Consider the following 12,515-nt stretch of genomic DNA (forward strand, 5'->3'; position numbering starts at 1 on the left):
CCGTACGGGCGGGCGGCACACACCGGACACTTAGCGGCGGATCAGCTCCAGACGTTGCCCTGGTTCTGGCCGCGGGCGCCCTGCTGGCCCATGCCGAACTGGGCGGCGAGACCCCCGCCGATCACCGCGTTCTGCGGCGGCAGCAGCTCGCTGGGCTGCACGAGCGCGTAGCCGCTGCCCATGAAGCTGAGCTCCCAGCCCTCACCGGTGCTGCCGCGCCGCCGCCACACGCCCGAGGAGTGCGTCTGGGCCTGCATCTGCACGCGCAGCCCGGTCGACCAGGCGACGATCGCGTCGGCGTCGCAGTTGACGTACTTGTCCGGCGTGACCTGGAGCATCAGCGGCGCCCCCGAGGTCATCAGGGCGACCTTGCCCTGCCCGGTGATGTTGAGCTGGTACTTCCCGGAGCCGGAGATCCCGTACTGGCTGTCGACGGCGATGACCTCGTGGTGCAGCGACGAGTCCATCGCGAGCACGTAGCCGCTGTCGACCGTCAGCCCGTCGCGCTCCACGTCGACGACATGGACGTACTGCGCGAGGTTGGCGAGGTAGACCGTGCCCTGCCCGTGGCAGCGCATCAGGTCGAGGCCCTCGCCCGTGTACGCGCGCGAGCGCTGCTGGTTGCGGTTCTGGTACTCGGCGTCGAACTCGACGAGTCCCTGGTAGGCGACCATGGTGCCCTTGCGGGCGAGGATGTCGTCGTGGCCCTCCAGGACGACGCGCAGCATCTGCTTGTTCTGGAGGGTGTAGCGGTCCCGGGCCTGGGAGTCGTTGAAGGCGAAAAGCGGGCTCTGCATGGTGTCGGTCTCCCCTCAGCCCCGGAACCGGAGGCGGTCGGTGCTGTCCTCGCTGGGCTGGACGACGACGATGCCCTGCCCGGAGAACGCCATCTGGAACGCCTCGCCGCTGCCCCGGCCGATCAGCGACTGCGCCTTGAAGCTGCGCTTGCCCTTGACCTTCAGGTGCGGCGACCAGGCGACGAGCGCGTCCGGGTCGACGTACGTCTCGTCCTCGCCGCCGCCGCAGTCGACGACGATGGGCTCGCCGCGGGAGGTCAGCGCGACCCAGCCCTGGCCGGAGATCTTGGTGTTCCAGAGCCCCTGGCCGGCGAACTTGGCGAGTCCCTTGACCCGTTCGACGCCCCAGGTGAGCTGCGCGTCGAAGGCGAGCAGATTGGTGGCGTTCACGGAGATCGCGTCGCCGTTGAGGTTGATCACGACGACGTTGGCGCCGTAGTCGGCGAGGTACAGCAGGCCGTCGCCCGTGCACTTCATCAGGGGCGCGCCCTCGCCGGTCGCCCAGTCGCGGGCGATCTGGCGCACGGCGGGCGGGTTGGGCTCGTACTGGACGAAGCCCTCGTAGGCGACCATCGAGCCCACGCGCGCGAGGAGGTCGTTCCCGGTCTGCATGGCGACCTTCAGCATGTGGCTGCCGTGGTTCTCCATGCGGGCACTGACAGGTGCGGGGGCGTAGCCCGCGAGCGGCTGGTTCATGACGGGCTCCCTCAGACCTCGTACGGCTGGACGACGATGAAGTTGCCGGGGGCGCCCCGGAACTGGAGGTTGACGCTCTCCCCCGTGTCGCCCGGATAGGCGTTGCGCCGCATCCGCACCTGGCTGGAGACGATCACCTGGGAGGCCGCGGACCACGCGACCACCGCGTTGCAGTCCGCGAACGTGGTCGGGGTGACCGGCAGCACCACGGGCGTGCCGTGCGTCTTGACGACGATGGTGCCGGTGCCCTGGAACTGCATGGTGAACAGCGCGCCGCCCGGAATGCCGTGGCCCTCGATGCGGCGGACCTCGTACTGGAGGCTCTCGTCGAAGGCGAGGACGTTCTCCGCGGAGACGCAGATCGCGTCGCCCTGGAGTTCGACGGGGTGCAGGTGGGACGCGCCGTCGGCGAGGAACACCTGGCCCTGGCCGGTGCAGCGCATGAGCTGCATCTCCTGCCCGGTGGCGTTGCCCGTGATGCGGCCCGCGAAGCCGGCGCCCTTGTAGCCGAAGTCGACCTTGCCCTGGTAGAGCACCATGCTGCCCTGCCGCGCCAGCACCGGCTGGCCGCCGACGCCCAGGTCGACGCGGACGAGCTTGCCGTTCTGCAGCGTCCAGCGCTGCCCGGTGGGCGTCTCGCGGTACTTCTGGAGCGCGGCGCCCACCCCGGCGCTCTCCGGCGAGCCCTGCGGGATGCCCTGGGGCGCCGCGCCGGGCGGCGTGCCCTGCCCGGGGACCTGCCCGAACTGCGGCGGCTGCCCGTACCCGGGCGGCTGAGGCGGTCCCTGCGGTGGCTGGCCGTAGCCCGGCGGCAGCGGTGCGGTCTGGCCCGGTGCCTGCCCGTACGGGGACGGAGCCTGCGGGCCGGGCTGCCCGTACGGAGCGGGCGGCGGCGGGACGGTGCCGCCCGGCGGTGTCAACGGCGCCACTATGGTCGGCGCGTGGTGCACCGAGGGCGCGGGAGCGGGGGCCGGCGCGTGCGGCGCGGCGAAACCCTGCGGGGCGGGGGCCGGGGCCGGCGGCGCGCCGAACGCGGGTGCGGGCTGCGCGGGTGCCTGGCCCGGTGCCTGCGGCGGCGGTGCGAAGCCGGGCGCCGCGCCGCCGGTCTGCGGCTGCTGCGGTGCCTCCAGCGCCTCCTCCTCCAGGACCTCGCCGCCGAAGTTCTTCAGCAGCGCGTCGAGGCCGCCGTCGAAACCCTGGCCCACGGCGGCGAACCGCCAGACGTCCTTGAGGTAGAAGTCGCCGAGCATCACCGCCCGTTCGGTCGTGAACTCGGCGCCCGTGAACGGGTACCGGGCCACTTCCTCGCCGCCCGCCACGATGCGCAGGTAGCCCGGGGCGATCTGCGCCATCGAACCCGCGCCGTCGAGGGTCGCCGTGAAGGCCAGCTTGTGGATCTGCGGCGGAATGCGGTCGAGGGTGACGCGGAACGACTCGGTGTCGCCGGCCTGGGCGCCCAGGAGCTGGATCGACTCCTCGGGCGACTTGGGCTGGTTGAAGAAGACGAAGTACCGGTCGTCCGAGAGCCGTTCGTCGGCGTCGAGCCCGAAGCAGCTGATGTCGAAGGTCAGTCCGGGACCCGTGATCTGCACGCCTACGTACAGATCGGTGCCCGCGGTGAGGTCACTGATCCTGGCCTTGTGGCCGCGTTGGAATTCCCTGGCCATGCGTAACGACCGTCCCCCATCCCGAAGCGAGTGCGTCGCGTCAGGCTAACGGCAAACCCCGGCAACGGAAGATGCCGGTACACACCCGGTACACAACCCACGCCCGGCGGTACCCGCCCGCTTCGGACAACGGGCCGGTACGCGCGTGCCCCGGCCGTCCCGCGGGTACCCGCCTCGGGCGGTCCCGCTCGGCCGCGGGATCACTCGCTGCGGGCGCCCGGCAGGTGCGGCAGCCGGTCGGCCGCGACGACGCCCTCCAGATAGCCGCGGGCCCGTTCGGTACGCGGGTACGCCTCCAGCAGCCGCCAGAAGCGGGGGCCGTGGCCGGGCACGAGCAGGTGGGCCAGTTCGTGGACGAGCACGTAGTCGACCACGTACTCGGGCATGCCCTGAAGGCGGTGCGACAGGCGGATGCTGCCTTCCGCGGGCGTGCACGAACCCCAGCGCGTGTTCTGGTTGGTGACCCAGCGGACCGAGGCGGGGCGCGCCCGTCCGTCGAAGTACTGCTCGGACAGCCGCGCGGCCCGTTCGGTGAGTTCGGTGTCGCCGAGGACCCGCTTGCTCTCCTGCGCGGCCAGCTTGTCGAGCATGACGCCCACCCAGCGTTGCTCCTCCGCCTCGGACATGCGGGCGGGGATGAGCACGACGGTGCGATCGCCCTCGCGGTACGCGGAGACGGTCCGCCGGCGGCGGGAGCTCCTGCGTACCTCGATCGCGCTCGCCCCCGGGCCGCTCGGCGGCGGGCTCGTCGTGCTGCGCTCTGGCTTTCCGGCACGGTGCAGTGGGTCGGCGGGCACGCCCCGACGTTACCCGTTTCGCAGGGGGGAAGTCCCGCCTCCGGGGCGGTTCAGCGCCGATCCGTTCGGCCGCGCGTTTGATTTGTATGACCAATGCGCCCACCTGTGGACAACTTTCGGCACGGCCGGCCGGGGCGCCCGCATGCTGTCACTCGTCGGCGGCTCCACGGCCTGCCGCACGTCGCTCTGTCGTTCTCGCTCTAGACGCTCTACGGGGGCCAGTGATGCATCCGATGGTGAAGACCGCGCTCCGGCGCGGCTGGCGCGATCTCAACACCGTGCAGTTCGGGATGGCTCCGGCGCACGCCATGACGCTGGGTCCGGTGGACCTGGCGACGGGCAGCTTCCTGGACCTGCTCAACGGCACTCGCGGGCTCGGCCTCCTGCGCGAGGAGGCCCGGCGGATGGACCTTCCCGAGGGGCACGTCGACGCCCTCGTGGACCGCCTGAGCAGGGCCGGGCTGCTCGACGACGCGCGCGGCGGCGGAACCGCCGGTGAGGCGCTGCGCCAGAAGGGGGACGTGCTGGACCGGCTGCGCCCCGACCTCGCCTCTCTCAGCCTCGTCGCCCGCGAACCGGGAGAGGCGGTCGGCCGCCTGGCCGCCCGCCGGGGACTCCGGGTCCAGGTGCGGGGCGCGGGGCGGGTCGGCGCCCTCGTGGCGGCGCTGCTGTCGGGTGCCGGGATCGGCGAGGTCGACGTCCGCGACACGGGACGGGTCGAACCGGGCGACGTCGCACCGGGCGGCATGCCCGCCGACGCGATCGGCGAGCGGCGTGACGTCGCGGCGCGCCGTGTCGTCCGGTGCGCGGCTCCCGACCGGCCCGTGCGGCGGGCGGGCGGCCGGCCCCCGTCGGACGAGGGAAGTCCGGGGTTCTCGCTGGTGGTCCTCGCCCCGCGGGACGACGTCGCCGTGCACGCGCCGGACCCGTCGTCGGCGGCCGGCCTGGTCGCGTCCGGCGTTCCGCACCTGTACGCGGGGGTGGTGGAGGGCACGGGCGTCGTCGGCCCCTTCGTGCTCCCCGGCGCGACGGGCTGCGCCGGCTGTCTCGACGCGACGCGCGGCGACCGCGATCCGACCTGGCCCCGGCTGGTCGCGCAGTGGCGTTCGGGGCGGTCCGGTCACGTACGGCCGTGCGACCTGACGCTCGCCACGACGGTCGCGGGGCTGGCCGCCGCGCACGCCCTCACCTTCCTCGACGGGGACACGCCGTCCAGTGCCGGTGCGCGCTGGGAGGTCGCGGTGCCCGCCCTGCACTGGCACGCGCGGGCGGTACGGGCTCATCCCGCCTGCCCGTGCGGTGCCGCCCGGGTGGGTAGGAAAGGTGAGGGCGGACACACCGCCGCGGACGGGGAAGCGCACGAGACAATGGCGGAGCAACAGCCGTCGCCGACGGGCCGCGAGGCCCGCACGACGCGGCTTGCCGGGACCTGGAGGGCGCATGTCTGATCTTCCGCGCAAAGCGGTCACCCGCACCGCCAAGCTGGCCGCGCTGCCACTCGGCTTCGCCGGGCGGGCGACCTGGGGCCTCGGCAAACGGATCGTCGGCGAGTCGGCGGAGATCGTCGGCCGTGAGCTGCAACAGCGCACCGCCGACCAGCTGTTCAAGACGCTCGGCGAACTGAAGGGCGGGGCGATGAAGTTCGGGCAGGCGCTGTCCGTCTTCGAGGCGGCCCTGCCGGAGGAGATCGCGGGCCCCTACCGCGCGGCGCTGACCAAGCTCCAGGAGGCGGCGCCGCCGATGCCCACCCGCACGGTGCACGCCGTGCTGGAGGAACGGCTCGGCACGGGCTGGCGCGACCTGTTCCTGGAGTTCGACGAGAAGCCCGCGGCGGCGGCCTCCATCGGCCAGGTGCACCGCGCGGTGTGGCACGACGGCCGGGCGGTCGCGGTCAAGGTGCAGTACCCGGGTGCGGGCGACGCACTGCTCTCGGACCTGAGCCAACTGAGCCGCTTCGCCCGGCTGTTGGGGCCACTGATCCCGGGGGTGGACATCAAGCCCCTGATCACGGAGTTGCGGGACCGGGTCTCGGAGGAGCTGGACTACGGCCTGGAGGCCGAGGCGCAGCGCGTTCACGCCGAGGACTTCGCGGACGACCCCGACGTGCTGGTGCCCGACGTGGTCCACCAGTCCGAGCAGGTTCTGGTCACGGAGTGGATCGACGGCATCCCGCTGTCGGAGGTGATCGCCGACGGCACCCCCGAACAACGCGACCGCGCCGGGCAGTTGCTGACCCGGTTCCTCTTCTCGGGCCCGGCCCGGACCGGGCTGCTGCACGCCGACCCCCACCCCGGAAACTTCCGGCTGCTGCCCGCCGGCAAGGGCGACGGTGACGGGGGCTCCGAGGGCGCGTGGCGGCTGGGGGTCCTGGACTTCGGCACGGTCGACCGGCTGCCCGGCGGTCTGCCGCCCCTCATCGGCGACGCACTGCGGATGACCATCGACGGGGACGCGGAGGGGGTCTACGAACTGCTGCGCGCGGAAGGGTTCGTCAAGGAGACGATAGAGCTGGACCCGGACGCCGTCCTCGACTACCTCCTGCCGATCATCGAGCCGGCCCAGGCGGACGAGTTCACCTTCACCCGGTCGTGGATGCGCAGTCAGGCGGCCCGTATCGCCGATCCGCGGTCTCCCGCGCACCAGTTGGGCAAGCAGCTCAACCTGCCGCCGTCGTACCTGCTGATCCACCGGGTCACGCTGAGCACGATCGGGGTGCTGTGCCAGCTCGGCGCGACGGTCCGGATGCGGGAGGAACTGGAGGACTGGCTCCCGGGCTTCGCCGCCGAGGAGGGCGAGGTCCACGGGGAGGAAGAGCCCCCCGTGGCGGAAGAGGTCCTCGCGGAGGGCGAAGCGCCCGCGGAGGGCGAGACGCCCGAGGGAAGCGAGGTGCCCGCGGAGGGCGAGGTCCTCGAAGCGGTCGTGCCGCGGGACGGCACCCCGTAGCGCGCGGCGTACGGGCGGCTCACCAGGAGTCGGAGTCCAGGCGCCCCTCGATGGCCCGGAGGTTCTCGCGGGCGCAGGTGCCGCAGAAGTAGCGGCGGACCCCGTGCTCCACGGAGCAGGTCCAGGTGGCGGCGGCACCGGATGCCACCGCCCCGCACCGGGCGCACACGCGGGTCGCGGAGGCGGGGGCGGTACCGGCGGCCTGTTCACCGACCTGGGAGTGACTCGTCATGGGGCGACGATAACGCCGTCGCCACCGTGGCGCAGACCGCGCACGGAGCGGGGCCGGCCCGTGAACGGACCGGCCCCGCGGGTGATGCGGGCCCCTACGGGAGCCCTGTCGTCGGTCGCCCGTCCGCGGTCACTGCATGACCGCGATGGCGAGCGCACGACGGGCGCGCAGCGAGGCGCGCTCGGCCTTGCGCTGCAGACGCCGCGCGGACACCAGGCTCGCGGCCCGGCGCTCACGGTCGGCGTCGTGCATGCGCTCGTGCATATGCGCACGAGCCATGGCTTCTGGGATGAGTTGCATCTCGCGGGTCCTGTTCTGGCGCGAGTCGTTCGCACCGGTGGTGGCTTCGTAGATCGCGGAGCCGACGGGCTCGCTCGTGGACGGCTTCATCGGGGCCTGCTTCTCGGGATCGTGCGTGTGGGGGCGGTCGATGGTTCCCAGGATGTTCATGCCGTGACCGGGTTCTTGCGCGGACGGCCACGCGGCCGCTTGCGGGCCACGACGACACCCTGGACGAACAGTTCGCCACCCCAGACGCCCCAGGGCTCACGCCGCTCCTTCGCCCCGGCGAGGCAGGCCTCGACCAGCGGGCAGGTGCGGCAGAGCGACTTGGCGTACTCGACGTCGGCCGGCGACTCGGCGAAGAAGACCTCGGGGTCGTAGGCCCGACAGGGAACGGGTACGCCGAGGTTCTCGATGGCGTCGTCGAGCGCGGTGAGCGCGGTGAGCGGGATCAAGGTGGAGTCCTCCGTGAGGCCGGGCGGGGGGATCGTTTCGGAAGGCGGTGCGGACGTGGCGTGCGTTTCGAGTTGCACGGATCGTCTTCCTCGTCTGTCGGTCCGGCCGGTCGGGCCGGGGGCTGCTTTGATGCCCGGATCGTCGTCTGTCCCCGAGGCCCCTCGCTCCGTCGTCCCCGTTCGGGGAAAACAGAAGGGCCGCGGATCCCTGATGGGGTTCCGCGGCCCTGAGGCGCCGGCCTGATCGAGGATCAGGCTGGATCACTCCAGGGTTCAGGCCCACGGAAGGCCCACATCAGGTGGTGGTGCTGCGTCGTCTGCTTGAGGGATCCGGCACCGGTCGCCGTAAAGGCATAGGCCTGTGCCTGTGCCGCTACCGCTTCCCGTGCCTTCATCGGTCGCTCATTGCGCTCACTGACAGGAAGACCCGACAGGGAGACGGCGGACGCCGGACGCACGGCACGAATGCCGGACAGACCGGTGCCGACCAGGGAGACGCCGAGCGAGCAGACAGAGACGACCGAGGGATCGGTCACTTTCAGGGTCGAGCCGCTGATGATGTTGATCACTGCAATCGCCTCCTCTCGGCGTCTAGGGGGACCGGGTGAAACCGGTCCGGCGCTGGTGTACAAGTACAACACGGAATCAGGGCCTCCGAGAAGGCCGCTTTCCCCGTGCTCCAAGAACCTATGGGGATTCCCAGGGCATGCGCAAACTATTTTCCCGACGAGTTTCCGTCAGTCCTGATCTTCTGTCTCCGCACCGTCGCGACCTGCGCAGATGGCCAGAACATCGGCTCCGAAACGGTTCAGCTTGCGCAGGCCGACCCCCGGGATGCGCACCAGTTCGCGCTCCTCCTCGGGCGCGGCCTCCGCGATGGCCATGAGGGTCTTGTCGGTGAAGACGCAGTACGCGGGCTGCCCGATGGTCTCCGCCTGCACCGCGCGCCAGTCGCGCAGCCGCTCGTACAGGCCCTCGTCCATGTCCGTCGGACAGTCCTCGCAGCGCATCAGCTTCATCTCGCCCGCGTCGGTGAGGGTGCGCCCGCAGACCCGGCAGCGGGCCGGCGTGCGGTCCCTGCGGCGGGGCACGGACCGGGCCGCGGAGGCGCCGCCGAAGCCGCGCTCGATGCCGCCCGCACCGCCCGCCGCCGCGCGGGATGCGGTGACGCCCGAACCGGGACGCAGACCGTCGAGGAACCGGCTGGGTCTCCTGTTCGCCCGGCCTCCCGGTGTGCGGGCCAGCGCCCAGGAGACGAACAGCCGCTCCCGCGCACGGGTCACTCCCACGTAGAGCAGCCTGCGCTCCTCCTCGACCTGCTCGTCGGTCTTCGCGTAGGAGATCGGCATCATGCCCTCGGCGACGCCGACCAGGAACACGGCGTCCCACTCCAGGCCCTTCGCCGAGTGCAGGGAGGCGAGGGTGACGCCCTGGACGGTCGGCGCGTGCTGGGCGTTGGCCCGCTCGTCGAGCTCAGCGACGAGATCGCCGAGGGTGGCCGCGGGCCGGGCGGCGGCGAAGTCCTGCGCGAGGTTGACCAGCGCGGCCAGCGACTCCCAGCGCTCGCGCACGGCGCCCGACCCGGCCGGCGGCTCGGTGGTCCAGCCCTCGCCGGACAGCACCGCGCGCACCTGCGAGGGCAGGTCTACGGCGTCGTCGAGGAGCGAGTCGTTGCCGCCGAAGCGGGCGGCGCCGCGCAGGGCGACACCGGCCTTGCGCACCTCGGGCCGGTCGAAGAACCGCTCGGCGCCGCGGAGTTGGTACGGGATCCCGGCGTCGGCGAGCGCCTGCTCGTAGGTCTCGGACTGGGAGTTGGTGCGGAACAGCACGGCGATCTCGCCGGCGGGCACACCCTGCGCCATGAGTTCGCGGATGCGACGGGCGGCGCCCTCGGCCTCCGTGGGTTCGTCCGCGTACTCCGCGTAGCCCGGCTCGGGGCCCGTGTCGCGCTGCGAGACCAGCTCCAGGCGATGGTCGGCAGCCCTCCCGCTGGCCTGGGCCAGCAGCCCGTTGGCGAGCTGGACCACCTGGGGGGTGGAGCGGTAGTCGCGGACGAGCTTGACGACCGTGGCGCCGGGGTGCCGGGTGCGGAAGTCCAGGAGGTGGTCGGGCGTCGCACCCGTGAACGAGTAGATCGTCTGGCTCGCGTCCCCCACGACGCACAGGTCGTCCCGGTCGCCCAGCCACAGTTCCAGCAGGCGCTGCTGGAGGGGGCTGACGTCCTGGTACTCGTCCACCACGAAGTGCTGGTACTGGGAGCGGACCTGCTCCGTGATGTCGTGCCGGTCCTGGAGGACGGCGACGGTGAGCAGCAGGACGTCCTCGAAGTCGATGACCCCGCGCTCCCGCTTCAACTGCTCGTAGGCGGCGTAGAGCTGGGCGATCTCGGCCGGGTCGCGCGGGGTGTCCCGGCCGGCCTTCGCGGCGGCGAGCGCGTAGTCGGCGGGCACGGTCTGGGTGACCTTGGACCACTCGATCTCCGCGGTGGCGTCCCGCAGTTCGTTGCGGTCGAGGCGGATGCGGCAGGCCGCCGCGGCGTCCGCGACGATCTGGATCTTGCGGTCGACGAGCCGGGGCAGACTGCCGCCGACCGCCTTGGGCCAGAAGTACTGGAGCTGGCGCAGCGCCGCCGAGTGGAAGGTGCGGGCCTGCACGCCGGTGGCCCCGAGCTGGCGCAACCGGCCGCGCATCTCGCCCGCGGCCCGGTTGGTGAAGGTGACGGCGAGCACGGTGGACGGCTGGAGGATGCCGGAGCGCACCCCGTAGGCGATGCGGTGGGTGATCGCCCGGGTCTTGCCCGTCCCCGCGCCCGCGAGCACGCACACCGGGCCGCGCAGGGCCGTCGCGACCTCGCGCTGCTCGGGATCGAGCCCTTCGAGCACCGCGTCGGCCGAATCCGGGACCTGCGGGAAGAGGGTGGAGTGCGTTGCTGCTGTCACCCCGCCATGCTGCCAGGTCGTACGGGGCGGGTGAGCAGGTTGTCCACAGGGAGACGTCGGCAGTCGTACTAATGCGGGAGGTGAGGACGGGTCCAACGCGGCGCGATCCGCGTGCCGGTGCGCCGGGGTGTCGCCGCGCACCGGGCGGGCGGCGCTCCCGCGGGCCGCGGTGGATGCGGCGGAAGTCACGCGCGCGGGACGCGTTCGCGGGGGCCGCGCGGGAATGACGGCACCCCTCCGGACGTTTCCGCCGTGAGGCACATTCGCCGAACCGCTTTACCGAGCCGTTTGAGGAGCGCGAGACATGTCGGGCACTGTGACGATGTACAGCACCACGTGGTGCGGCTACTGCCGTCGGCTCAAGGGCCAGATGGACCGCGAGGGCATCGCGTACACCGAGGTCAACATCGAGCAGGACCCCGAGTCGGCGGCCTTCGTGGAGAAGGCGAACGGCGGCAACCAGACCGTGCCGACCGTGCTGTTCCCCGACGGTTCCACGCTGACGAACCCGTCGCTGGCCCAGGTCAAGCAGAAGATCGGCGCGTAACGGCGTCCCTCGCGGCGCGCACGCGGCACGCGCGTACGTCGCGGCAGGACATGCGGAAGGGGCCGCACCCGGCTGGGTGCGGCCCCTTCCGCATGTCCTGCTCCTGCCGCCGCTCCGCGGTCAGGCGGCGCTGCGGGTGGGCAGCGGCTTGCCGTACCAGAGGGCGATGAGGCGGGCGGCGATCGAGATGCCGTACGGGGGCAGGACCTGGCCCGACTCGAACGCGGCGTGCAGTTCGTCGCGGGAGAACCAGCGGGCCTCGTGGATCTCGTCGCCGTCGACGGTGATGTCGGTGGAGGTGGCGCGGGCCATGAAGCCGAGCATCAGGCTGGACGGGAACGGCCAGGGCTGGCTGGCGACGTACTCGACGTCGCCGACGACGATGCCGGCCTCCTCCAGGACCTCGCGGCGCACGGCCGCCTCGATGGACTCGCCGGGCTCGACGAAACCGGCGAGGGTCGAGAAGCGGCCCTCGGGCCAGTGGACCTGGCGGCCGAGCAGGATGCGGTCCTCGTCGTCGGTGACGGCCATGATGACCGCCGGGTCGGTACGCGGGTAGTGCTCGGCACCGCAGGCCGGGCAGCGGCGGATGTGGCCGGCTGCGGCGATCACGGTGCGTTCGCCGCAGCGGGAGCAGAAGCGGTGCAGCCGCTGCCAGTTCTCCAGGGCGACGGCGTGCACCAGGAGGCCGGCGTCGCGCGGCGACAGGAGCAGCCCCGCCTCGCGCAGGCCGGCGGCGCGTGCGGACTGGTCCATGCGGCCGGGCAGCGAGTCCTTCTGGAGGGCGAAGTAGTTGACGCCGTCCTCGTCGGTGCCCAGGAAGTAGCGGTGCGCCTCGGTGAGGGGGGCCTCGAAGGAGGGGGTCATGACGAGTTCGGTGCGCCCGTCGGGCGTCTCGTCGATGAGGGCCTGACCGCCGGAGACCACGAAACAGCGGGTCGAGGGGTGGCTCCACGCCGCGGCGAGCCAGGCCTCGTCGAGCCGGTGGTGCGCGGCCCGGTCGACGCCGCTCGGCGCGGTGAGTGAGATGGGGTGGTCTGCGGTGTGGTCGGTCCAGGTGGTCACGAGTGCTTCCAACTCCCCCGGTGCAACGGTTGATTTCGGCGGGCGGTCCTGCGGGACGTACGGCGGGAGGCGACCGGGTCCGGCGGGGCGTGGTT

At 72.4% G+C, this 12,515-nt stretch carries 13 protein-coding genes; 3 read left to right on the forward strand and 10 right to left on the reverse strand.

Annotated features, from left to right (window positions below):
• Positions 1-41: 41 nt before the first annotated feature.
• The 4 genes from ACFZA0_RS29870 to ACFZA0_RS29885 form a co-directional block, all read right to left on the reverse strand.
• Positions 42-797 (reverse strand): AIM24 family protein, encoded by a 756-nt coding sequence (locus ACFZA0_RS29870; RefSeq protein WP_391022673.1) that lies wholly within the window; start codon positions 795-797, stop codon positions 42-44.
• Between the two features lie 15 nt (positions 798-812).
• Entirely contained in the window at positions 813-1,493 is a 681-nt protein-coding gene (locus ACFZA0_RS29875; protein ID WP_391022675.1) for an AIM24 family protein, read from the reverse strand.
• A gap of 11 nt (positions 1,494-1,504) precedes the next feature.
• Entirely contained in the window at positions 1,505-3,160 is a 1,656-nt protein-coding gene (locus ACFZA0_RS29880) for a TerD family protein (protein WP_391022677.1), read from the reverse strand.
• A gap of 200 nt (positions 3,161-3,360) precedes the next feature.
• Positions 3,361-3,957: a SprT-like domain-containing protein gene (locus tag ACFZA0_RS29885; RefSeq protein WP_391022678.1), complete on the reverse strand. Its 597-nt coding sequence runs from the start codon at positions 3,955-3,957 to the stop codon at positions 3,361-3,363.
• A 224-nt stretch (positions 3,958-4,181) separates the two neighbouring features.
• Here ACFZA0_RS29885 and ACFZA0_RS29890 point away from each other — a divergent pair, with 224 nt between their 5' ends.
• The gene (locus ACFZA0_RS29890) at positions 4,182-5,405 is read left to right on the forward strand and encodes a TOMM precursor leader peptide-binding protein (RefSeq protein ID WP_391022679.1); all 1,224 of its coding nucleotides are present in this window, start codon (positions 4,182-4,184) and stop codon (positions 5,403-5,405) included.
• Positions 5,398-6,900: an AarF/UbiB family protein gene (locus ACFZA0_RS29895; protein ID WP_391022681.1), complete on the forward strand. Its 1,503-nt coding sequence runs from the start codon at positions 5,398-5,400 to the stop codon at positions 6,898-6,900. Before ACFZA0_RS29890 ends, ACFZA0_RS29895 begins: the two co-directional genes overlap by 8 nt.
• 19 nt (positions 6,901-6,919) lie before the next feature.
• On the opposite strand, the gene ACFZA0_RS29900 is transcribed toward ACFZA0_RS29895, so the two are convergent.
• The 5 genes from ACFZA0_RS29900 to ACFZA0_RS29920 form a co-directional block, all read right to left on the reverse strand.
• On the reverse strand, positions 6,920-7,132 hold the full coding sequence (locus ACFZA0_RS29900) for a hypothetical protein (protein ID WP_391022683.1): 213 nt from the start codon (positions 7,130-7,132) through the stop codon (positions 6,920-6,922).
• A 129-nt stretch (positions 7,133-7,261) separates the two neighbouring features.
• A complete protein-coding gene (locus ACFZA0_RS29905; protein ID WP_391022685.1) occupies positions 7,262-7,582 on the reverse strand; it encodes a hypothetical protein in 321 nt (106 codons plus the stop codon).
• On the reverse strand, positions 7,579-7,947 hold the full coding sequence (locus ACFZA0_RS29910) for a WhiB family transcriptional regulator (RefSeq protein WP_391022687.1): 369 nt from the start codon (positions 7,945-7,947) through the stop codon (positions 7,579-7,581). The genes ACFZA0_RS29905 and ACFZA0_RS29910 overlap by 4 nt, the downstream gene beginning before the upstream one ends.
• 173 nt (positions 7,948-8,120) lie before the next feature.
• Positions 8,121-8,444: a hypothetical protein gene (locus ACFZA0_RS29915; protein ID WP_391022797.1), complete on the reverse strand. Its 324-nt coding sequence runs from the start codon at positions 8,442-8,444 to the stop codon at positions 8,121-8,123.
• 162 nt (positions 8,445-8,606) lie between these two features.
• Positions 8,607-10,808 carry a UvrD-helicase domain-containing protein gene (locus tag ACFZA0_RS29920; protein ID WP_391022688.1) on the reverse strand — a complete coding sequence of 734 codons (2,202 nt, stop codon included), beginning with the start codon at positions 10,806-10,808 and terminating at the stop codon, positions 8,607-8,609.
• A 304-nt stretch (positions 10,809-11,112) separates the two neighbouring features.
• Between ACFZA0_RS29920 and ACFZA0_RS29925 the strand changes: the two genes are divergently transcribed.
• Positions 11,113-11,355, forward strand: coding sequence for a mycoredoxin (locus ACFZA0_RS29925; RefSeq protein WP_037760267.1), 243 nt, complete (start codon positions 11,113-11,115; stop codon positions 11,353-11,355).
• Between the two features lie 120 nt (positions 11,356-11,475).
• On the opposite strand, the gene nudC is transcribed toward ACFZA0_RS29925, so the two are convergent.
• Positions 11,476-12,420, reverse strand: coding sequence for an NAD(+) diphosphatase (gene nudC / locus ACFZA0_RS29930; RefSeq protein WP_391022690.1), 945 nt, complete (start codon positions 12,418-12,420; stop codon positions 11,476-11,478).
• Between the last annotated feature and the right edge of the window lie 95 nt (positions 12,421-12,515).

Origin of the sequence: Streptomyces sp. NPDC008150 (genome assembly GCF_042956945.1) — a bacterium.
Lineage (GTDB): Bacteria > Actinomycetota > Actinomycetes > Streptomycetales > Streptomycetaceae > Streptomyces.